Raw genomic sequence first — 22,470 nt, 5'->3', positions numbered from 1 at the left:
AGGTTCCTTTATTGCAGTCCAAAAGCGCGAAGCATGGTGTCGAGTTTGACGCCGGTTTCGCGCCATTCTGATTCGGGTTGTGAGTCAGCTACGATGCCAGCGCCAGCAAACAGTCGCACGCGCGGGCCATGCACCGTGCCGCAGCGAATGGTCACGACCCATTCGCCATTGCCCTGATCGTCGCACCAGCCGACAATGCCGCCAAACAGCTGACGTTCGAACGGTTCGAGTTGCTGAATCAGCTGTTGGGCGCGCTGATGCGGGAAGCCGCTCAGGGCGGGGGTCGGATGAAGCAGACAGGCCAGCGACAGCGCATTTTCACGAGGGTCGAGCACCTCGCCCTCAATCAGGGTGGCGAGATGCCATAGGGTTGCGGTGGTGATCAGCGACGGCACCTCTGGCACCGACAGCACCCGGCTGCGCGCTTGCAGCGTATTGCGCATCGCATCGGTCACCAGCTTATGCTCATGGCGATCTTTGTCTGAGCGCATCAGGCTATCGCCTGCCGCCTGGTCCAGCTGTGGGTCGGCATCACGGCGGGCCGAACCGGCCAGCGGACAGGAGCTGAAACTGTGGCCCTGTTTGCGGATCATCAGTTCCGGGCTGGCTCCGACCAGCGCACCGCCTTCCGGCAGCGGCAGATGAAAGTGGTAGCTGTTCGGGTTCTGCGCCACGATGCGTTGCATCAGGGCCGCGGTATCCACCGGCTGTTCAGCGGTGATATCCATCAGCCGCGACAGCACTACTTTATCCAGCTCGCCACGCTGCGTAGCAGAGACCGCCTGCGCCACCATATCGGTGAAAATGTCATGATCCGGTACCGCCGTGCGGCGGCGCACCTGCGGCAGATCGTTTTCACGGATTGCGGTTGCCGCGTGCAGATCGGCGCGGTTAAAGGTTTGCCAGGACTCAGGGATAAACAGCGCCGAGGGCTGATTGACGTCAAACGGAATCGCACCTACCAGAATCGGATGGGTAATGCCCTGTTTTCTGGCCGAGGCGAAATGGTGCTGCAATTGTTGCTGAAAATCCCCTGTCAGCGCATCGCCATCGTTGACCGGGGTGGTCAGCGTGGTGAAACAGCCTTGCGTGGTCAGGCTTTGCCAGGGAGAGGTAAACAGGAAACCGCGGCACAACGCGGAGAAATCCTGCAACAAGGGATGTTCAAACGTCAACGATTCCACCATAATTTTCACCTATAAATGATAAGATAATTAATAATGATTATCATTTGTATTGTGGCCCAGTAACCTACGTTGATTAGCCGGGAGTGTCAATAAATACGCGGTGTTTCGGCTGCGTTTTCCTGTTAAATCAGCACAAACAGCAGGGCAAATTGCCAGCAGAAAAGTGGACTGAAATTTATGACTAAACGTGGTGTAAAGGCGGCAATCGCGCTGTTTTTCTTCTGTATCAGTTTCGCGGCGGCGGCTCAGAACGGCTGGCCGCGCACGATAGCCGGCGCAAAAGACAGTGTGACCTTATCCCAGGCGCCAACCCGCATTGTCTCGACCAGCGTCACCCTGACCGGATCGCTGCTGGCGATTAATGCTCCGGTGATCGCCAGTGGCGCAACGGCACCCAACAGCCGGCTGGCCGATGGGCAGGGGTTCTTCCGTCAGTGGGGCGAGGTGGCAAAACAGCGCGGCGTAAAACGTCTCTATATTGGCGAGCCCAATGCTGAAGCGATTGCGGCGGAAGCACCGGACCTGATTGTGGTCAGCGCCACCGGCAATGATTCGGCGATCAAACTGGTCGATCAGCTGACCGCTATCGCACCGGTTCTGGTGATCAACTATGACGATAAGAGCTGGCAGCAGCTGGTGACGCTACTGGGTGAGGCAACCGGTCATGAATCTGACGCCGCCGCTCGCATCAGCGCGTTTGATGCGCAGGAAAAAGCGCTTAAATCCGCCTTAACGCTGCCGCCGCAGCCGGTTTCCGCCATGGTCTGGAACGGTGACGGTCGCGCCGTTAATCTCTGGACCGAGGCATCGGCGCAGGGAAAATTGCTGCAGCAACTGGGGTTCACCCTGGCCACGCCGCCAGCCGACATGCAGCACGGTCACAGCATGGGGCAGCGTAAAGACATTATTCAGCTGTCAGGGGAAAATCTGGCGGCGGGACTGAATGGTCACACCTATCTGCTGTTTGCCGCTGAGCCGCAGACCGCAGAGCAGGTGATGAAGAACCCTTTCCTGGCGCAGACCCCAGCGGTGCGTGCCAGCGCGGTTTATGCGCTGGGGCTGGATACCTTCCGGCTTGATTTCTACAGCGCCAGTAATTTGCTGACGCGGCTGGAAACGCTGTTCGTTAAATCCTGATATCCGCCGTCTGCGCAGGGCAGGCGGCTTCTAACCGGTGGATTCCGCCTGCTCAGCAGCAGGCGGCTGATAGCGGCGCAAACGCGCCATCAGTAGCCACATCACCATCCCCAGCACGATGGCGGCCAGTCCCAACAGGCCTGCCGCCTGTTGCGGCAGCAGCAGTGAACCCATCGCACCAATCATCGCCGCGCCAATCGCGTCACCGGTGACGTTCTGCGCTGTCCACAGGCTGTTGATCCGGCCAAGCAGCGCATCCGGGGTCAGCGTCTGGATCAGAGCATATTGCACCAGGCTGTTGATGGCGCTGAAATAGCCAAACGCGGCGAGGCAGACCAGGCTCAGGCTGAACCACGGCATCAGGCTGAACAGGGTAAGGGCAATAAAGGCGGCAATGGCGCTGGCCAGAATCAGGCGGCCCGGCTGCGCTGACTGCGCCAGCCGGCCGCTGGTTAAGGCTCCGACCGCGGCCCCGAGCGGCACGGCGGCATACATCAGCCCCAGCTGCTCCAGCCCGACCTGCCAGTGTGGCGCCAGTGCCGGATAGAGTACGCGTACCGCACTGGCTAAGGTCACCAGCGCGCCAACCAGCGCCGCCATACCGACTATCGGGCTGGCAAACAGGAAACCCATCCCGGCGGATAAGGCGGTCAGCGGATGTTCACGCGGCTGTGGCGGTGGGGCCAGCGTCGGCAGGCGCAGCAGAGTGAGTACCGTCAGCAAGGTGCCGAGCGCCGCCAGTCCGTAGTTCCAGGCCACGCCGCCGTGGGCGATCACCAGCCCGGCAATCGCCGGTGACAGAATGGCGCCAAAGCGCACCGTCAGCATGGTGATCGCGCCCGCTTTCATAATGTTTTCGCGGCCGACCAGCGCTGGTGTGGCGGCCAGCAGCGCGGTCACGCCGATCGCCCCAAAAAAGCCATCCCACAGGCCCAGCACAAACACCGCGATCACCGACGGAGCAGGCAGCAGCGCATTCACACACAGGGCGACAAAACCGAGGCCGCAGGTTGAACGGGCAAACAGGATCAGGCGGCGGCGCTCATAGCGATCGGCCAGTACGCCACCGGTGAGCAGGCCAATAAACATACCGGCACCGGCCAGCGTGACCGCCAGACCCACCAGCAACGGCGATTGCGTTAACTGCTGAATCTGCACCGGGACGGCGACCGCCAGCATACCGAGCGCGACAATCGAGATGAAGCGAGCAATAAACACGGCGCGAAAAGCGGGATGGGTTTTCAGCAGGCTGAGATCGATAAAGTGGGAGGGTTTGTTCATAACGTCGCCTTTTTGCACCCATTTTCCTCATCATTGAGTTTGCGAGTCATGGTAACATACAAAAAATGCGTAATAACGATAACAAGTATCATTATCATAATGGTTTCCATCCCGATGCCATTGAATCCGTAAAGGTTTAACTGTGATGCGTCAATTCCATGTAATAGCAGGCTCAGGGATGCTGCTGTTGCTGCTCCTCGCGCTCAGCCTGATGCTGGGGGCCAAATCCATAGCCTTCCATGATGTCACCCAGGCACTGCTGACCAACTGCTCCAGCGCAGACTGCATCATTGTGCGTGATGCCCGGCTGCCGCGTACCCTGGCCGGGCTGCTGGCGGGCGCAGGTCTGGGCGTGGCGGGCGCGCTGATGCAGAGCCTGACACGCAACCCGCTGGCCGATCCCGGAATCCTGGGTATTAATGCCGGTGCAGGTTTTGCGGTAGTGATCGGCATTGCGCTCTATGGTGCGGATTCCCCGATTGACTGGCTCGGTTTTGCCTTTGGCGGCGCGCTGCTGGCGTCGTTGCTGGTGGCGCTGACCGGGGCGGTCGGTGGCGGGCGGGTCAATCCGGTACGGCTGACGCTGGCCGGGGTCGCGCTGGGCGCGGTGCTGGAAGGCTTAACCTCCGGCTTGTCGCTGCTTAATCCTGACATCTACGACCACCTGCGTTTCTGGCACAGCGGGTCGCTGGATATCCGCAATTTTGCCATTCTGCGCACGACGTTTCCCGCGGTGGTGGTCGGCTCTCTGCTGGCGCTGCTGCTGGCCCGGTCGCTCAACAGCCTCAGCATGGGCGGTGATATGGCGACGGCGCTCGGGACCCGCGTTGTCCGCACCCAACTGATCGGACTGCTGGCGATTGCCTTGCTGAGCGGGGCCGCGACGGCCGCGGTAGGCCCGATTGCCTTTGTCGGATTAATGACGCCGCATCTGGCACGCTGGTTGCTCGGCAACGATCATCGCTGGATGCTGCCGGGTACCCTTCTTATCACGCCCTGTCTGCTGCTGGCCGCCGATATTCTCGGCCGGGTGCTGGTGCCGGGCGAGCTGCGCGTGTCGATTGTGACGGCGATTCTCGGTGCCCCGATGCTGATTGTGCTGGTGCGCCGCAAGGCTGGCAGAGGTGCGGTATGAAACGCGTCGTACTCAATGGCACCTGGCTGCTGCTGGCCTGTCTGGCGCTGGCCTTTCTCGGCGTGACGCGCGGCACCTTGCCGATCCCGGCGGCTCAGCTTTGGCAGGTGATCAACGGTGAGGCGGCACGCAATATTCAGCTGATCGTGCTGGAATGGCGTCTGCCGCGGGTGATGATGGCACTGCTGATTGGTGGTGCGCTGGGCGTCAGCGGCGCTATTTTTCAGTCGCTGCTGCGCAACCCGCTCGGCAGTCCGGACATTCTGGGTTTTAACACCGGGGCTTACAGCGGTGTGCTGGTGGCGCTGGTGCTGTTTCAGCAGAATATGGAAGGTATGACGCTGGCGGCATTGACCGGCGGCTTGCTGACCGCGGGTGTGGTCTGGCTGTTTAGCTGGCGCAACGGTGTTGAGACTTTTCGCCTGATTATTGTGGGTATCAGCGTGCGGGCATTGCTGATGGCGCTGAATAGCTGGCTGATTATCAGCGCTTCACTGGAAGCGGCACTGAGCGCCGGGTTGTGGAGTGCTGGCTCGCTGAACGGCATCAGCTGGGCGAAAACCACGCCGGTGATCAGCGTGCTGCTGCTGGCGCTGCTGGCGACGGCGCTGCTGGCGCGGCGCATGCGGCTGCTGGAGATGGGCGATGATACCGCCTGCGCGCTGGGCGTTCCGGTTGAGCGCAGTCGTATTTTGCTGATGCTGGTCGGGGTGATCCTGACGGCGGCGTCAACCGCGCTGGTCGGGCCGATTTCGTTTATCGCCCTGCTGGCACCGCAGATCGCCCGCCGGTTGTGCGGCGGCATCAAAGGTGCCTTGCCGCTGGCGGCGCTGTGCGGCGCGCTGCTGCTCACCGCTGCTGACTACGCCGCGCAGCACTTTTTCCTGCCCTATCAGCTGCCGGTTGGCGTCATCACGGTCAGCCTGGGCGGACTTTATCTGATTGCTCTACTGGTGCGGGAGGCGCGACGCCAATGACAGTGACAACACGTTTGCAGGGCGACGCGCTGACGCTCGGTTACGACAAAAAGATCGTGGCGGAGAACCTGTCGGTCACCATCCCTGACGGGGAACTGACGGTAATTATTGGCCCCAACGCCTGCGGGAAATCGACGCTGTTGCGCACTCTGAGCCGGCTGGCCGCGCCGTTACGGGGTGAGGTACTGCTGGATGGCAATGCAATCGCCCGTTACTCCACCAAAGAGGTAGCGCGCCGTCTCGGGTTGCTGCCGCAAAGCTCGAATGCGCCTGCCGGCATCAGCGTCAGTGAACTGGTGGCGCGCGGGCGTTATCCGCATCAGCCGCTGTTTGGCCGCTGGCGTCAGGAAGATGAAGCGGCGGTGCAGCAGGCGATGCTGGCGACCGGCGTGGCCGATCTGGCACAGCAGCAGGTCGATACGCTGTCCGGCGGGCAGCGGCAGCGGGTCTGGATTGCGATGGTGCTGGCGCAGCAAACGCCGCTGCTGTTACTGGATGAACCGACCACCTGGCTGGATATCGCCCATCAGATTGAGCTGCTGGAACTCATGCAGGATCTTAATCAGCAGCATGGTCGTACGCTGGTGGTGGTGCTGCACGACCTTAATCAGGCGTGTCGCTACGCCAGCCATTTGATCGCCATGCGTGATGGAGAGATTATCGCGGAAGGCAAACCGGCTGATATCGTGACGCCGGCACTGATTGAGGCCATTTACGGCCTGCGCTGCATGATTGTTGACGATCCGGTGGCGCATACCCCAATGATTGTGCCGCTGGGACGCGCAGCCCGCTGATCCGGCCTTCAGCCGTTGGGAAGGCGCGCAGCACTCAGCCGCGCGCCGACAGATTAAAACGCTGACAGCAACTGCTGCAGACGTGGCCCAATCTGCTCAAACATCCGCGGCGAAATGATCTCGACGTGGGTGCAATCCAGCGGCCAGATCTCCAGTTCGGCGACGTAGGGCGACCAGGCGCGACGGGCATCCTGACCGGGCTGCTGCGTCTGCTGCGCCAGGAACAGGGTGGCACGACCGGTAAAGTGCGCGCTGCGGGCGGTGGCCAGCAGTCGCACCGAGCTGGCGTAGTTGGCTTCGATGGTGGTAAACAGCGCCTCCATCCCTTCGCCCGCCTGCTGGCGCTGCGCGGCGATAAACTGTTCGCGCTCCCGGTTCACCTCTTCCAGTACCGCCGGGTCCAGCACGTTTTCCCCGCGTTTCTCATCCCAGTTCTGCGTCTCCGGTGGCCAGGTGTCCAGCAGGCCGAGGAAGGCGACGGTTTCACCTGCTGCTTCCAGCCGCGCCGCGATACCCTGCGCCAGCGTTCCGCCCAGCGAATAGCCGAGGAAATAGTAAGGACCTTGCGGCTGCTGCTGACGAATCGTTGCCAGGTGCGCTTCACACACCGCATCGAGATGCGGTGCCTGGTTGAGCGGACTGGCGAGGTCTGGCGACTGAATACCCAGCAGCGACCAGCGCGCATCGAGATAGCGTTGCAGCACGCTGAACTGCCAGGCAAAGCCGGAGGCCGGATGGAAGCAGAACAGCGTCGGCCCGTTGCCGCGCCGCAGCGGCAGCACCGCTTCAAAACCGGCACGGCTGGCCTCCGCCGCTTCACTGCTCAGCAAGGCCGCCAGTTTTTCCACCGTGGCGGCAACCATAATCTGGCCGACCGAAACCGGCTGATTGAGGCGACGACGCAACTGTGCCGCCAGCCGCATCGCCAGTAACGAATGGCCGCCGAGAGCGAAGAAATCATCCTGGGCGCTGACCGACTCCCGCTCCAGCAGGGTGGTAAACGCCTGCGCCAGCGTGGTTTCCAGCCCCGGATGCGGGGCGCGCCCGGCGTCTGCGGTTTGCGTTGCTGGCAGCGGCAGCGCTTTACGATCCAGCTTGCCGTTGCTGCTGAGCGGTAACGCGGCCAGCTGGACGATGGCGACCGGCACCATATGTGCCGGTAACTGCGTCGCCAGTGCCTGCCGCATCGCTGCGGCATCAATCGGCTGATCTGCCACCACATAGCCCACCAGCTGACGGGCATCACCCTGCTGATCGTTTCCGCCGCCCAGCACCCGTGCGTGCGTTACCGCCTGCGCCACGCCGGGCAGGGCAGCCAGGGCGTGATCGATCTCATTCAGTTCAATGCGCTGGCCGCGAATTTTGAGCTGATCATCGCTGCGGCCAAGGTATTCAACGGCACCGTTATTCAGCCAGCGAGCAACATCACCGGTGCGATACATCCGGCTGCCGTCGCCATATGGGTCAGCAACAAAACGGCTGGCGGTCAGGTCGGGACGATCCAGATAACCGTGTGCCAGCTGTACGCCGGTCAGATAGAGATCGCCGGCCACGCCAGGCGGCACCGGTTGCAGACCGGCATCCAGAATCCGTAAGCCGGTATTCCACACCGGGAAGCCAATCGGCACGCTGGCACCTTCGACCGCCGCCAGTTCCTCACCCGATGCCGGGTAGTAGCTGACATCCACCGCTGCTTCGGTCGGACCGTAGAGATTGTGCAGGGCGACCTGGGTCAGCGTTTGCCACTGACGTGACAGATCGGCCGGTAACGCTTCGCCGCTGCAGAATACCTGGCGCAGCGTCGCGCAGCGCGCCACGGCATCATCATCCTGCAGCGTGGCGACAAAGGCAGCCAGCATCGACGGAACAAAATGGGTCGTCGTAACGCGGTGGCGGGCGAACAGCTGTTGCAGCGCCTCCGGATCGCGATGCGCGTCTGGCGGGGCCATCACCAGTTGTGCGCCAGCTATCAGCGGCCAGAAAAATTCCCAGACCGACACGTCGAAGCTGCTCGGGGTTTTCTGCAATACCACATCATCGTTGCTGAGTGGATAGTGATCCTGCATCCACAGCAGGCGGTTGACGATCGCCTGATGGCTGACCAGCACTCCTTTTGGCCGACCGGTGGAGCCGGAGGTATAGATCAGGTAAGCGCCATCCTGTGGATGCGGCTGCTGTCCGATTGCCGTCCGGACCGGCGTGAGCAGCGCGTCGTAAAACAGCGGCGTGACCGGTGAAAGGGCCGCCAGCCGGTCAGCCAGTTCACGGCAGGTGATCAGGGTTTTCGGCGCGGCATCTTCCAGCATCATCTGCAGGCGGTCGTCGGGATAGCCGGTGTCGAGCGGCAGATAAGTGGCGCCCGCGCTGACGATGGCCTGCAGCGCCAGCGACAGGAAGATCGAGCGCGGCAGTGCGACGGCGACGATATCGCCCGGCGCCACGCCCTGCGCAACCAACTGCTGCGCCAGCGCCGCGACCTGCTGCTGCATCTGCTGATAACTGAGCTGATGCGCCTCATCCGCCAGCGCCGGTGCCAGCGGAGTACGCTGTGCCTGGCTGAACAGCAGGCTGCTCAGCGTCTCCGCCGGCAATGGCATCGTGGTGTTATTGAGAGCCGCTAACTGCTGATGTTCAGCGGGCGTCAGCATATCCAGTTCGCCGCACGGAGCGTCGGGACTGGCGGCCAGCTGTGACAGCATCAGCGCAAAGCGGCTGGCGTGCTGCTTCAGGGTCGTTTCGCGGTAGCGCTCGGCGTTTGCCAGCAGCTCCAGCGTCACATCGCCCTGCTCGCTGAGGTAGATAGCAATTTCCAGATCGCGCACCGGGCCGGAGGCGAGCTGGTGGGTTACGCCTTCAATACCGGCAAAATCGAGCTGGTAATCGAACATCTTGAGGTTGATGACCGGCCCGTAGAGCGGATCGCTGTCGCCGGAGCGGCCAAGATCACGCTGCACCTGCTCGGCATCGTAGCGCTGATGACGACGCATTTTCTTTATTTCGCCCGCCAGCTGCGCTGCCAGTACGCTCAGCGGCTGGGCCGGGTCGCTGTGTACCGCCATCGGCAGCACATTGATCACCGGACCGGTGGCGCACAGTGCCGCGGAACCGATGCGGCGCATAAAGATGAAACCTGCCGCAAAGTCGTTTTGCCCGCTGAGACGCGCCAGCCACAGCGAGACCAGCGCAATGGCGGTGTCCGCCGCGCTGAGCTGCTGCTGTCGGGTATGCGTCAGCAACGTCTGAAATGCGCTGCGATCCAGCGCAAAGGTATGTCGCAGCAGATCGGTACTGGCGCTCTGACCGGCCAGCGGCAGATCGGACAGCGAGGCGGGCGCGGGGAGCTGTGCGCCTTTTTCACGCCAGAACTGCGCATCACGCTGCCAGCCGGTGGATTGCTGATAGCGCAGGTACTCGTCAACCACCTCACTGAACGGGGTAAAGGGCGTCGGCTCCGGCGCTTCATCGCGCTGCCAGGCGCTGTAGAGATTGGCGATACGGCGGGTCAGGGCGGTAAAACTGAAGCCATCGACCACCAGATGGTGATAACGCTGATACCAGTACCAGTGATCGTCACTTAACCGCAGCAGGCTGTGATGATAAAGCGGCGCGCCGCTCAGCACCCGCAGGTCACCGGACATATCCTGCTGCATCAGCGCCCGTGCCGCAGCTACTGGATCGGCTGAACTGCGCAGGTCAATCACCTGCGGCTCAGCAAAGCGCTGCGGCGCAGGCCACTGCAGGGGTTCGCCCTCCTGCTCGCCGAACGCCATATTCAGCGTGTCCGCTTCCTGCATACCGGCAACGATGGCTTTGGCCAGCAGCGCGCTGTTGATCGCCCCGCGCAGCTCGACAAAGTGCGCCACCGCGTAGGCATTGGCGTGCGGAGAGAGCTGGTCTGCTATCCAGATGCCAGGCTGAGCGGCCACCAGCGGTAACGTTTTCTGTTCAGTCAGATTTGGGGTCATGGTGATCTCAGACATCGTCGCTCCCGCGCTTCGGGCGAATATCGTGCCAGTTTTCATTCAGCCAGCTCAGGCAAAGCGCCTGGGGCTGCGGTCCAAACACCGGCTGCCAGCCTGCCGGAACGGCCCGGAAGGCGGGCCACAGGCTGTACTGCTGCTGATTATTGATCAGTACGCGACATTCCTGCTGCGGATCGTCAAAGGGGTTGAGTTGTTGCATATCGGTCTCCTGCCCATGCAGTGCGGGCGAGATAAGCGAATCAGGGGTATTGCCACATTGCTTTAAGTCCGGCCAGCAGGCCGCCGCGCCAGCACAGCGCATCGTGTCCCCCTTCAACCGGGCGATAGCTGACCTGATGTCCGGCCGCGATTAAATCACGCTCAAATTGTTGATTCGCTGACAGAATCAGCCGCTCACGCCGTCCTGCTTCGAGGTAAAAGCGGCGCGGCGCTGCCTGCAGCAAACCTTGTTGTAGTTGTTGCGGTAGCCAGCCGTTGGGGTTACCGCGTTCCGGCCACCAGAAGGAGCCGGAAAGGCTGATGGCGGCACCAAAGGTCTCCGGCCAGTTTAAGGTGGCGTAGGCTGCGGAGAGCCCGCCAAAACTCTGTCCCGCCACCAGCGTGCTGCCGTCTGCCACCCGACAGGGGAGGGTTTGCTGAATCAGCGGCAGCAGCTCGAGCTGAACCGCCAGCCAGAAATCGGGATTGCAGGGCAGTTCACGACTGCGGTGTTCGCGATCGATGATATCGATCATCACATAGACCGCTGGTGGCAGTTCGCCGGCGGCGGTGAGCTGCCGGAGCGGACCGGCAACCGGCATGGTTTGCGCCCAGAACTGACCATCCAGCAGTAACGCCAGTGGACGTTCAGCGGGATGCGCCTCACCGCTACAGTAAATCCATACGTTACGCTGATTGCCCAGCCGTTCGCTGCGCCACAACAGTGATTGCAGCGGAATATCCGCCGGATGGCCGCGATCAACATCGCGCCACAGCGATTGATCGGGCGCCTGCGGCAGATGCAGCGGTGAAACCGCCATCCCACGGCCGCCTGCCCAGCCGCGCAGTGGATTAAGCGGATCAGCCTGTGCCGCTGGGAATTTTTCGCGCCACCATTGCCGCAGCGCCTGCATATCGGTCTGACCGTCGAAGGTCTGCGCCTGGCTATCGGGCATCAGGCAGTAGCTGCCGCGCCAGTCAGCGGGCAGAGTGGTTTGCCACCACCAGACATCGGTATGGGGAACGCGTATTAAGGAGGAGGGCGCAGCGGATTGATGATGATCGGTCACGCCGGTGATATTGATCCAGACGCGGCGCGTGGCTGAGTGTGACTCATCGCCCTGCGGATCACGCCAGAAGAAGGTGACCTGGCAGGTGCCTTCTTCACCGGGTTCAATCAGGGGAATGCCCTGTTGCTGCTGCTGTTGCCACCAGGCGTCACTGCCGGTCACTTCGTTTAACCACGTCATACGCGCCATCAGTTGATCACTGCACTTGATTAGGGTCATGCATGTTAGGAATAATAGTATTGATAATTATTTTCATTTGCAATAGGGTGTTTCCGCTCTACAGGGAGCGCGCGCATCCTCTCTGCCGTATCGGGCTTTGGACCAGGTGTAAGGTCGCCTGATAAGGGTCCGCAGAGAACTGGAATGCGTTGCAGGCAAGGTACTTACCTTTTCACCGGCGCGCCGGCAGTAGCCTTTCGCTGGCAATCCAGGAATAAAAAAATGAAAACGTTATCCCGGCTTTCTTTAGCCATTATGATTGAACTGGGTTTCACCACCTCTCTCATTTCTACCGGTGCAGCAGCCGCTGAGCCAGGCATCACCAGCAACGCCTCCGATACCGCCAGCGAAACCACCATGACGGTGACGGCCGCTCAGCAGACGCTTCAGGCGCCCGGTGTCTCCACCATCACCGCGGACGAAATTAAAAAACATCCGCCTGCGCGCGACGTCTCTGAAATCATTCGTACCATGCCCGGCGTTAACCTGACCGGGAACTCCACCAGTGGCCAGCGCGGTAACAATCGCCAGATCGATATTCGCGGCATGGGCCCGGAAAATACCCTGATTTTAATCGATGGCCTGCCGGTCACCAGCCGCAACTCGGTGCGTCTTGGCTGGCGGGGCGAGCGTGATACGCGCGGCGACACGAACTGGGTTCCGCCAGAGCTTATTGAGCGGATTGATGTCATTCGCGGTCCGGCCGCCGCCCGTTACGGTAACGGTGCCGCAGGCGGGGTAGTGAACATCATCACCAAAAAACAGATGGATAATCAATGGCACGGCTCCTGGAGCGGCTATTACAACGTGCCGCAGCATAAGGATGAGGGCGCAACCAGGCGTACAAACTTTAGCCTCGAAGGGCCGTTAGGCGACGACTTTAGCTTCCGGCTGTATGGCGGGCTGGCAAAAACCCAGGCTGATGCTTACGACATTAATGAAGGTCATGCCGCTGAGCGTACCGGCAACTATGCCGGTTCTTACCCGTCAGGCCGTGAAGGTTCGGTGAATAAAGATGTTCACGCCTTACTGCGCTGGGCCTTTGCGCCGATGCAGGCGCTGGAGTTTGGCGCTGGCTATAGCCGTCAGGGCAACCTGTACGCCGGTGATACCCAGAACACCAACACCAATGCGCTGGTGAAAAGTAAATATGGTGAAGAGACCAACCGCCTCTATCGTCAGAACTTCTCGCTGAAGTGGACCGGCGCGTGGGATAACGGCATCAGCACCGATACCTATGCGCAGTACGAGAACACCCGTAACTCGCGCCTGAATGAAGGGCTGGCGGGCGGCACCGAAGGGATCTTCTCCAACAGCAACTTTAATACCATCCAGCTGGATGATGTGCTGCTGCACAGCGAAATCAGTATTCCGTTCGAATGGCTGGTCAACCAGACCGCGACTCTTGGCACCGAATGGAACCAGCAGCGGATGAAGGACCCCTCCTCGACGACCCAGGCGGCCAATTACGGTTCAATCCCCGGCGTCGCTACCACCGGACGCAGCCCCTATTCGCAGGCGGAAATCTTCTCGCTGTTTGCTGAAGACAACATTGAACTGACCGACAGCACCATGCTGACGCCAGCGCTGCGTTTCGATCATCACTCCATCGTGGGCAATAACTGGAGCCCGTCACTTAACCTGTCACAAGGATTAGGCGATGACTTCACGCTGAAAATGGGGATAGCCCGCGCCTACAAAGCACCGAGTCTGTATCAGACCAACCCTAACTACCTGCTTTACAGCAACGGCCAGGGCTGCGCCGCCAGCACCGGTGCCTGTTATCTGATGGGCAACGACGATTTAAAAGCGGAAAACAGCATCAATAAAGAGATTGGGCTGGAGTGGAAGCATGAGGGTTATCAGGCCGGTCTGACCTGGTTCCGCAACGACTACCGCAATAAGATTGAGGCGGGCACGCTGCCAACCGGTACCGCTTCGAACGGTAAAACCGACATCTATAAATGGGAAAACGTGCCGAAAGCGGTGGTGGAAGGGCTGGAAGGAACGGTCAACGTGCCATTCTCTGAGAGCGTAAGCTGGAACAATAACTTCACCTACATGCTGCAAAGCAAGAACAAAGAGACCGGCGATCGGCTGTCGGTGATCCCGGAATATACGCTTAACTCGACGCTGAGCTGGCAGGCAACGCAGGATCTGTCGCTGCAAACCACGCTGACCTGGTATGGCAAACAGACGCCGAAAAAGTATGACTACAAAGGCAATCCGGTCACCGGCAGCGCCACCGATGAAGTCAGCCCTTACTCGGTAGTGGGCATGAGCGGCACCTATGACGTTAATAAATATGCCAGCGTCACCGTCGGGATCGACAACCTGTTCGATAAACGCCACTTCCGCGAAGGCAATGCGCAGACCACCGGTAACGCCACGACGGGCGCTTATCTCTACGGTGCCGGTGCCAATACCTTTAACGAATCGGGCCGCACTTACTATATGAGTGTCAACACCCGCTTCTGATGGAGTTAGCCGGATGACTCTGCCGCAGTTAATATGCTCCACGCGCAGGGAACAGGGGCAGGGAAGGGAAGCGTCCCGCGCCACGGACGGCACGGGCTGAGCGGCCAGGAATTGGCTTAAACGTCTTTCCGAACTGCCGCTGTTTCCCGTGCAGGCTCGGTCTTATCGCTGACGTGACCGGACTTTATCAAAAAAATGCAGCAGGTCGATCGCCTGCTGCATTTTTTATCTCTGCTTTATCAGTTGTTCTGATTAATATCGCGGTAGAGCCGGCTCTCAAATCGCACCAGCGGAATACGGCGGGTACGCTGATCTTCCGGCGGGACCGCATAACCGGAAAGGAACTGAACGAATGCCACCCGCGCGCCGCTGGAGGTGGTGATAAAGCCCGCCAGGTTATAAACCCCCTGCAGTGAACCGGTTTTCGCCGACACTTTGCCATCCAGTCCCGCCTCATGCAGACCGCCACGGTACTGCAGCGTGCCGTCATAACCGGCCAGCGGCAGCATCGAGATGTAATCCAGCGTGCTGTCATTCTTTGCAATGTATTGCAACACCTGCATCATGGTTTGCGGCGAAATCAGGTCGTGACGCGACAGGCCCGAACCATCAACCTGAATGCTATTACCCATGTCGATATTGGCTTTGGCTTTCAGGATACGACGAATCGCGTCCTGTCCGGCACGGAACGTCCCCGGCACGTTGAAGTAGTGATGACCAATGGTACGGAACACCGTATCCGCAATCATGTTGTCCGACTTCTTCAGCATGGTGTGCAACAGAGTATGCAGCGGCGCCGACTGGGTCGAGGCCAGCACCGTGCCTGGCTCGGTGGCCTGCGACTGACGTACCAGATGCCCGCTGTAATCGATCTCCGCCGCCCGCAGTTCCGCTTTCAGGATTTCGCCCGCCCAGGCCGCGCCATCCTGTACGGCAAAGGCCAGCGGCAACGGTTCGGCGCGTTGACGCATACAGCCGGTCAGGGTGTAGCGATTGAGTTCGCCCGGCACCACGTCCAGTTCGCAATATTGTCCTTCGCCGCTGTTGCGGCCGATGGTGCGTACCTGGCTGTACATGTGCGCCGGATAATAGGAGGCGATACGAACAAACGCATTCTCGCCCGGCGTATTCGCGCTGTAGAGCGAGACAGAAAAACAGTTTTTATCCACGATAGCGGCACCTGGCGGCGCGCTAAAGCACTGGGTCAGGTCGTTCCACGGCCAGCCTGGCGCCATGTCATGGCTGGCAAAAACCGAGGTATCAATCACCAGATTGCCTTTAATATGGGTGATGCCCTGTTTCTTTAACGCTGCCACCATGTTGCGCAGATCCTGGCGACTTAATGTGGGATCGCCGGCAAAACGCGCCACTAAATCACCGTTCAGCGTGCCATCGACCAGCGCGCCTTTGGTCTCAAAGGTGGTCTGAAAACGGTAATCTCCGCCCAGTTCCAGTAAGGCCGCCAGCGCTGTCACCACCTTCATGGTACTGGCGGGTAACGCCATCTGTTTTCCGTGGTAATCAATAATCGGCGTTGATGCACCCACTTTCTGCACCATCAGCGCCAGATTGGCGCCGTCTGGCAGATACTGCATGTATTCATCAACTGGCGCTGCTTGTGCCTGCAGCATAAATGCACAGGTTAATCCGGTAACAAGTCGTGAAAATCGCATAATCTCGCGGTAACTGGCAGGTGAAGCCGTCAATACTACGTCGCTGGACGGTGGAAAGTAAACGATGACCCGCAGTGAACTCTGGGGTAAAATACGTATCAAATTGCAAAACCCTTTTCTGGCCCGGAATGCTTTCTGGGTCAGGATTCTTTTGTTTGCAAAACGGGCTAATGCGTCGCAGAACGCTTTTTTCTGCAGTCACCGGTCAGGATGACACCGTTAAACAGGATAGATGACGAGGAGCTTAAATGAATCAGATTCCGATGACGTTAAGAGGCGCTGAAAGATTGCGCGAAGAGCTGAACGAGCTGAAAACCGTGAAGCGTCCGCGCATTATTGCCTCTATCGCTGACGCGCGCGAGCATGGCGACCTGAAAGAGAATGCGGAATACCATGCCGCACGTGAAGAACAGGGTTTCTGTGAAGGCCGCATTCAGGAGATTGAAGCCAAACTCTCCAATGCGCAGGTCATTGACGTGACCCAGATGCCAAAAACCGGCCGCGTGATTTTCGGCGCGACGGTTACCGTGCTGAATATCGAGACCGATGAAGAGTCGACCTATCGTATCGTGGGTGATGACGAAGCGGATTTTAAGCAAAATCTGATTTCGGTCAATTCACCGATGGCACGTGGCCTGGTGGGTAAAGAGGCTGATGATGTGGCCATTATCAAAACCCCTGGCGGCGATGTTGAATATGAAATCCTGAAGGTGGAATACCTTTAAGATGTTGCTACGCTTTGAAAAGCGTTAAAGCACAATGTAAAGAAAGGAAAAAGGCCGCACTGCGGCCTTTTATCTGAGGTAAGAGCATGGCACTTTCTTTGCCCACTTAACGTGGCAGAGAAATTTTGCTCTCTTTAGAAGGGCGATACAGCACCAGCGTTTTGCCGATCACCTGTACGTTGCTGGCGCCGGTTTCACGCACGATAGCCTCAACGATCAGCTGCTTTGTTTCACGATCTTCTGAGGCAATTTTCACCTTGATCAGTTCGTGATGGGCCAGAGCCTGCTCGATTTCGGCCAGCACGCCTTCGGTCAGGCCATTACCACCCAGCATAACCACTGGCTTGAGCGGATGGGCGAGGCCCTTGAGGTGCTGTTTTTGTTTGGTACTTAGATTCATCGTAGTTTTTTACTTACTCAGGGATTGAAAACGGTTCATTCTACCGCCATCTCGGGTATATCACCAAATCGACGCAACCCATTGCGTGCAGGTTTATCGCTACGATGACGATTTAGTTGGAAATATTATGACGGGTAAAAAGCGTTCGGCCAGCTCCAGCCGCTGGCTCCAGGAACACTTTAGCGATAAATATGTGCTTCAGGCGCAGAAAAAAGGGTTGCGTTCGCGCGCCTGGTTTAAACTTGATGAAATACAACAGGGTGACAAGCTTTTCAAACCCGGCATGACCGTGGTAGATCTGGGTGCTGCACCCGGTGGCTGGTCACAATATGTGGTACAGCAAATTGGGAACAAAGGGCGCGTTATTGCCTGTGATATCCTGCCTATGGATCCGATTGTCGGTGTCGATTTCCTTCAGGGCGATTTTCGTGAAGAATCGGTGATTAATGCGCTGCTTGAGCGCGTCGGCGATCAGAAAGTTCAGGTTGTCATGTCCGATATGGCACCGAACATGAGTGGTACACCTGCCGTAGATATTCCCCGGTCGATGTATTTAGTCGAGCTGGCGCTGGAAATGTGTCGTGATATCCTGGCACCTGGCGGCAGCTTTGTAGTGAAAGTGTTTCAGGGAGATGGCTTCGATGAATACCTGCGGGAAATTCGCTCCCTGTTTACGAAAGTGAAAATTCGTAAGCCGGACGCTTCACGGTCACGTTCACGTGAAGTGTACATTGTGGCGACTGGGCGCAAACTATAACCAAATTGCTGGAGAAGTCCGCAGTTTTGCTGCGATTCCATGTATGAAGGATCTATAGTACCCTACGCTATCTGTTAACACCGTTGTAATATGAGGTTAATCCCTTGAGTGACATGGCGAAAAACCTGATTCTCTGGTTAGTCATCGCGGTCGTGCTGATGTCAGTATTCCAGAGCTTTGGGCCCAGCGAGTCGAATGGCCGTAGGGTTGATTATTCAACCTTCCTGTCGGAAGTGAACCAGGATCAGGTCCGCGAGGCACGTATTAACGGGCGTGAAATTAACGTTATTAAAAAAGACAGCAATAAATATACCACCTACATTCCTGTCAATGATCCCAAGTTGCTCGATAACCTCTTGACCAAAAACGTCAAAGTGGTTGGCGAACCACCGGAAGAGCCAAGCCTGCTGGCCTCGATCTTCATTTCGTGGTTCCCGATGCTGCTGCTGATCGGTGTGTGGATCTTCTTTATGCGTCAAATGCAGGGCGGCGGCGGCAAGGGCGCGATGTCCTTCGGCAAGAGCAAAGCCCGCATGCTGACGGAAGACCAGATTAAAACCACTTTCGCCGACGTTGCCGGGTGTGACGAAGCGAAAGAGGAAGTCGCCGAGCTGGTGGAATATCTGCGTGAACCGAGCCGCTTCCAGAAGCTGGGCGGTAAGATTCCGAAAGGCGTGCTGATGGTCGGTCCTCCGGGTACCGGTAAAACCCTGCTGGCGAAAGCAATTGCCGGTGAAGCGAAGGTGCCTTTCTTTACCATCTCCGGTTCTGACTTCGTTGAAATGTTTGTCGGTGTCGGCGCATCCCGTGTGCGTGACATGTTCGAACAGGCCAAAAAAGCCGCGCCGTGCATCATCTTTATCGATGAGATCGATGCGGTAGGCCGTCAGCGTGGCGCAGGTTTAGGCGGTGGTCATGATGAACGTGAGCAGACGCTGAACCAGATGCTGGTTGAGATGGATGGTTTCGAAGGTAACGAAGGCATTATCGTTATCGCCGCAACTAACCGTCCTGACGTGCTTGACCCGGCGCTGCTGCGTCCAGGCCGCTTCGACCGTCAGGTTGTGGTGGGCTTGCCAGACGTACGTGGCCGTGAGCAGATTCTGAAAGTGCATATGCGCCGTGTGCCGCTGGCGACCGATATCGATGCAGCAATCATTGCGCGTGGTACGCCGGGCTTCTCCGGTGCTGACCTGGCTAACCTTGTCAACGAAGCGGCGCTGTTTGCTGCCCGTTCGAACAAGCGTGTGGTGTCGATGGTTGAGTTTGAGAAAGCGAAAGACAAAATCATGATGGGTGCGGAACGTCGCTCCATGGTGATGACGGAAGCGCAGAAAGAGTCAACCGCGTATCACGAAGCAGGCCATGCCATTATCGGACGCCTGGTGCCAGAGCACGATCCGGTGCACAAAGTGACCATCATTCCGCGCGGTCGTGCGCTGGGTGTGACCTTCTTCCTGCCTGAAGGCGACGCGATCAGCGCCAGCCGTCAGAAACTGGAAAGCCAGATTTCAACGCTGTACGGCGGTCGTCTGGCCGAAGAGATCATCTACGGTGCGGAACGTGTTTCTACCGGTGCGTCGAACGACATCAAAGTCGCGACTAACCTGGCGCGTAACATGGTGACGCAGTGGGGCTTCTCAGAGAAACTGGGTCCACTGCTGTATGCTGAAGAAGAGGGTGAAGTGTTCCTTGGACGTTCCGTCGCGAAAGCGAAACATATGTCCGATGAAACTGCCCGCATTATCGACCAGGAAGTTAAACACCTGATCGACAGCAACTACCAGCGTGCTCGCCGCATTCTGGGTGAGAACATGGACATCCTTCACGCGATGAAAGACGCGCTGATGAAGTATGAAACCATTGATGCACCACAGATCGACGACCTGATGGCGCGCCGCGAAGTGCGTCCGCCAGCGGGCTGGGAAGACCCAGGCAGCAGCAACTCTGACAGCAACGGCACGCCAAAGGCGCCGCGTCCGGTCGATGAACCGCGTACGCCAAACCCAGGCAACACCATGTCAGAGCAGTTCGATAAATAAGACGTCACCTCGTCAGACAAAACCCCGGCTGGTCCGGGGTTTTTTACATCCAGATATTGATCAGCAAGGAGTGATTCGCCATGAAGTTGTTCGCCGGTGATTCCCATCTCGATTTATCCTTTCCCCATGTGATGGGTATTTTAAATGTCACGCCCGACTCCTTTTCCGATGGCGGTAAACATAACGCGCTGGTCGATGCGCTGACGCACACCAATGAGATGGTCAATGCTGGCGCGACCATCATCGATGTCGGCGGTGAATCGACCCGTCCGGGGGCAGATGAGGTCAGCGTCGAGCAGGAGCTGGAGCGCGTCATTCCGGTGGTCGAAGCGATTGCCCAGCGTTTCGAGGTCTGGATCTCGGTTGACACCTCCAAAGCTGAGGTGATTCGTGAATCAGCGCGAGTGGGCGCTCACATCATTAATGACGTTCGCTCGCTCTCCGAGCCAGGTGCGCTGGAAGCTGCCGCTGCGACCGGTCTGCCGGTCTGTTTAATGCATATGCAGGGCGAACCCCGCACCATGCAGCAGGCGCCGCACTATGAAAACATCCTGAGCGAAGTGGACACTTACTTCGCACAGCAGATTGCGCGTTGCGAAGCGGCAGGAATCAAAAAAGAGCGGCTGATACTCGACCCGGGCTTCGGTTTCGGTAAAAATCTTAGCCACAACTATGAACTGCTGGCTCACCTCAGCGATTTTCACCATTTCGGCCTGCCTCTGCTGGTAGGCATGTCGCGCAAATCGATGATAGGTCAGTTGTTGAATGTCGGTCCGTCACAGCGTTTAACCGGCAGCCTGAGCTGCGCGGTCATCGCTGCCATGCAGGGAGCACAGATTATCCGTGCTCATGATGTTAAAGAGACGGCCGAAGCGATGCGCGTGGTCGAAGCGACCCGAAGAGCAAAAGGAGCATCATGAGTAATCGTAAATATTTCGGTACAGATGGCATTCGTGGCAAAGTCGGTGAAGCGCCAATCACCCCTGATTTCGTCCTGAAGCTGGGCTGGGCCGCAGGGAAAGTGCTGGCGCGTCACGGTTCGAAAAAGATCATTATCGGTAAGGACACGCGCATCTCCGGCTACATGCTGGAGTCAGCCTTAGAAGCCGGTCTGGCTGCCGCTGGCCTGACCGCGGCCTTTACCGGGCCGATGCCGACGCCAGCTATCGCCTATCTGACCCGGACCTTCCGCGCAGAAGCGGGGATCGTGATTTCGGCCTCGCATAATCCGTTCGACGATAACGGCATTAAATTCTTCTCCTCTGAAGGCACTAAGTTGCCGGACGATGTTGAAGAGGCGATCGAACTGGAGATGGAAAAACCGATTACCTGTGTCGAATCCGCCTTGCTGGGCCGTGCCAGCCGTATCGTTGATGCCGCCGGACGCTACATTGAATTTTGTAAGGGCACTTTTCCCAGCGAGCTTAACCTCAACGGCCTGAAAATCGTGGTCGACTGTGCCAACGGCGCGACCTACCACATTGCACCCAATGTGCTGCGTGAGCTTGGTGCCACGGTCATCGCTATTGCCACTCAGCCAGATGGGATGAACATCAACAAAGAGTGCGGCGCGACCGATCTGAAAATGCTGCAACAGCGGGTGCTGGCGGAAAAAGCGGATATCGGGCTGGCCTATGATGGTGACGGCGATCGCATCATGATGATTGACCACCTGGGCGAAAAGGTCGATGGCGACCAGATTCTCTACATCATCGCGCGTGAAGGGCTACGTCAGGGCCAGCTGCGCGGCGGCGTCGTCGGCACGCTGATGAGCAATATGGGCCTGGAGTTAGCACTGAAGCAGCTCGGTATTCCGTTTGCCAGGGCAAAAGTGGGTGACCGCTATGTGCTGGAGAAGATGCAGGAGAAAGGCTGGCGGCTGGGCGCGGAGAACTCCGGTCATGTGATTCTGCTGGATAAAACCACCACCGGCGACGGTATCGTGGCAAGTTTGCAAGTACTTACTGCGATGGTACGCAACCACATGAGCCTGCATGACCTGTGCAGCGGCATGAAAATGCTGCCTCAGGTGCTGGTCAACGTGCGTTTTACCGGCGAAGGCGATCCGCTGCAGAGCGAAGCGGTGAAGACCGCAACGGTAGAAGTGGAAAAAGCGCTGGCGGGTCGTGGTCGGGTGTTACTGCGCAAGTCAGGCACTGAACCGTTGATTCGGGTGATGGTGGAAGGCGAAAACGAAGCCCAGGTTACCGAGCTGGCCAACCGGATTGCCGACCAGGTAAAGGCATTTTAATGCGCTGACAGGCGGTTCGCAGGTTACCGAACCGCCTGTAAAATCACCGGGATGGCGTTTTTTTCTGCAATCGGTTGGGGTGATGAAAATTGCGCTTGCAGAGGTATCCGCCTTTGGTTAGTATTCACACCCGCTTCTGATGGGTGATGACGAGACTCCCCAT

The 22,470-nt window shown here is 58.6% G+C and carries 17 protein-coding genes; 10 read left to right on the top strand and 7 right to left on the bottom strand.

Translation table 11 applies throughout. The annotated features are described in order from the left end of the window. Positions 1-8 precede the first annotated feature (8 nt). The gene (locus tag LZU96_RS17990; RefSeq protein WP_233985470.1) at positions 9-1,187 is read right to left on the bottom strand and encodes an isochorismate synthase; all 1,179 of its coding nucleotides are present in this window, start codon (positions 1,185-1,187) and stop codon (positions 9-11) included. Between the two features lie 177 nt (positions 1,188-1,364). Between LZU96_RS17990 and fepB the strand changes: the two genes are divergently transcribed. Then, a complete protein-coding gene (gene fepB, locus LZU96_RS17985; protein ID WP_233985469.1) occupies positions 1,365-2,324 on the top strand; it encodes a Fe2+-enterobactin ABC transporter substrate-binding protein in 960 nt (319 codons plus the stop codon). 30 nt (positions 2,325-2,354) lie between these two features. Here fepB and entS read toward each other — a convergent pair whose 3' ends face one another. Further along, a complete protein-coding gene (entS, locus tag LZU96_RS17980; protein ID WP_233985468.1) occupies positions 2,355-3,605 on the bottom strand; it encodes an enterobactin transporter EntS in 1,251 nt (416 codons plus the stop codon). Between the two features lie 145 nt (positions 3,606-3,750). Between entS and fepD the strand changes: the two genes are divergently transcribed. Genes fepD through LZU96_RS17965 form a run of 3 tightly spaced genes read left to right on the top strand, consistent with a single transcriptional unit; the run spans position 3,751 to position 6,511 of the window. After that, a complete protein-coding gene (gene fepD, locus LZU96_RS17975) occupies positions 3,751-4,740 on the top strand; it encodes a Fe(3+)-siderophore ABC transporter permease (protein ID WP_233985467.1) in 990 nt (329 codons plus the stop codon). After that, positions 4,737-5,717 (top strand): iron-enterobactin ABC transporter permease, encoded by a 981-nt coding sequence (gene fepG, locus LZU96_RS17970; protein ID WP_233985466.1) that lies wholly within the window; start codon positions 4,737-4,739, stop codon positions 5,715-5,717. The genes fepD and fepG overlap by 4 nt, the downstream gene beginning before the upstream one ends. Next, positions 5,714-6,511, top strand: a complete 798-nt coding sequence (locus LZU96_RS17965; RefSeq protein ID WP_233985465.1) for an ATP-binding cassette domain-containing protein — start codon at positions 5,714-5,716, stop codon at positions 6,509-6,511. The genes fepG and LZU96_RS17965 overlap by 4 nt, the downstream gene beginning before the upstream one ends. A gap of 53 nt (positions 6,512-6,564) precedes the next feature. Here LZU96_RS17965 and LZU96_RS17960 read toward each other — a convergent pair whose 3' ends face one another. Genes LZU96_RS17960 through fes form a run of 3 tightly spaced genes read right to left on the bottom strand, consistent with a single transcriptional unit; the run spans position 6,565 to position 11,951 of the window. After that, a complete protein-coding gene (locus tag LZU96_RS17960) occupies positions 6,565-10,491 on the bottom strand; it encodes an enterobactin synthase subunit F (RefSeq protein WP_233985464.1) in 3,927 nt (1,308 codons plus the stop codon). Next, a complete protein-coding gene (locus tag LZU96_RS17955; RefSeq protein ID WP_233985463.1) occupies positions 10,484-10,693 on the bottom strand; it encodes an MbtH family protein in 210 nt (69 codons plus the stop codon). Before LZU96_RS17955 ends, LZU96_RS17960 begins: the two co-directional genes overlap by 8 nt. Before the next feature lie 40 nt (positions 10,694-10,733). Beyond that, positions 10,734-11,951, bottom strand: a complete 1,218-nt coding sequence (fes, locus tag LZU96_RS17950) for an enterochelin esterase (RefSeq protein ID WP_233985462.1) — start codon at positions 11,949-11,951, stop codon at positions 10,734-10,736. Between the two features lie 252 nt (positions 11,952-12,203). Here fes and LZU96_RS17945 point away from each other — a divergent pair, with 252 nt between their 5' ends. After that, complete coding sequence (locus LZU96_RS17945; RefSeq protein WP_233985461.1) at positions 12,204-14,459, top strand: TonB-dependent siderophore receptor; 2,256 nt, start codon at positions 12,204-12,206, stop codon at positions 14,457-14,459. A gap of 239 nt (positions 14,460-14,698) precedes the next feature. On the opposite strand, the gene dacB is transcribed toward LZU96_RS17945, so the two are convergent. Further along, on the bottom strand, positions 14,699-16,132 hold the full coding sequence (gene dacB / locus LZU96_RS17940; RefSeq protein WP_233985460.1) for a serine-type D-Ala-D-Ala carboxypeptidase: 1,434 nt from the start codon (positions 16,130-16,132) through the stop codon (positions 14,699-14,701). A 248-nt stretch (positions 16,133-16,380) separates the two neighbouring features. On the opposite strand from dacB, the gene greA reads away from it, so the two are divergent. Further along, positions 16,381-16,857: a transcription elongation factor GreA gene (gene greA / locus LZU96_RS17935; RefSeq protein ID WP_094122267.1), complete on the top strand. Its 477-nt coding sequence runs from the start codon at positions 16,381-16,383 to the stop codon at positions 16,855-16,857. A gap of 106 nt (positions 16,858-16,963) precedes the next feature. On the opposite strand, the gene yhbY is transcribed toward greA, so the two are convergent. Then, the gene (gene yhbY / locus LZU96_RS17930) at positions 16,964-17,257 is read right to left on the bottom strand and encodes a ribosome assembly RNA-binding protein YhbY (protein WP_008925418.1); all 294 of its coding nucleotides are present in this window, start codon (positions 17,255-17,257) and stop codon (positions 16,964-16,966) included. A gap of 127 nt (positions 17,258-17,384) precedes the next feature. Between yhbY and rlmE the strand changes: the two genes are divergently transcribed. The 4 genes from rlmE (at position 17,385) to glmM (ending at position 22,307) form a co-directional block, all read left to right on the top strand. Then, positions 17,385-18,014: a 23S rRNA (uridine(2552)-2'-O)-methyltransferase RlmE gene (gene rlmE, locus LZU96_RS17925; protein ID WP_031375418.1), complete on the top strand. Its 630-nt coding sequence runs from the start codon at positions 17,385-17,387 to the stop codon at positions 18,012-18,014. Positions 18,015-18,127: 113 nt separating this feature from the next. After that, positions 18,128-20,056: an ATP-dependent zinc metalloprotease FtsH gene (gene ftsH, locus LZU96_RS17920; RefSeq protein WP_094122268.1), complete on the top strand. Its 1,929-nt coding sequence runs from the start codon at positions 18,128-18,130 to the stop codon at positions 20,054-20,056. An 80-nt stretch (positions 20,057-20,136) separates the two neighbouring features. After that, entirely contained in the window at positions 20,137-20,976 is an 840-nt protein-coding gene (folP, locus tag LZU96_RS17915) for a dihydropteroate synthase (RefSeq protein ID WP_233985459.1), read from the top strand. Then, the gene (gene glmM, locus LZU96_RS17910; RefSeq protein ID WP_233985458.1) at positions 20,973-22,307 is read left to right on the top strand and encodes a phosphoglucosamine mutase; all 1,335 of its coding nucleotides are present in this window, start codon (positions 20,973-20,975) and stop codon (positions 22,305-22,307) included. Before folP ends, glmM begins: the two co-directional genes overlap by 4 nt. Positions 22,308-22,470: the final 163 nt, after the last annotated feature.

The organism is Pantoea agglomerans (assembly GCF_021397715.1).
In the GTDB taxonomy this organism is placed as follows: Bacteria; Pseudomonadota; Gammaproteobacteria; order Enterobacterales; family Enterobacteriaceae; genus Pantoea; species Pantoea astica.
The sequence above is the reverse complement of the archived record's forward strand: the minus strand, read 5'-3'. Positions and strand labels throughout refer to the sequence as shown.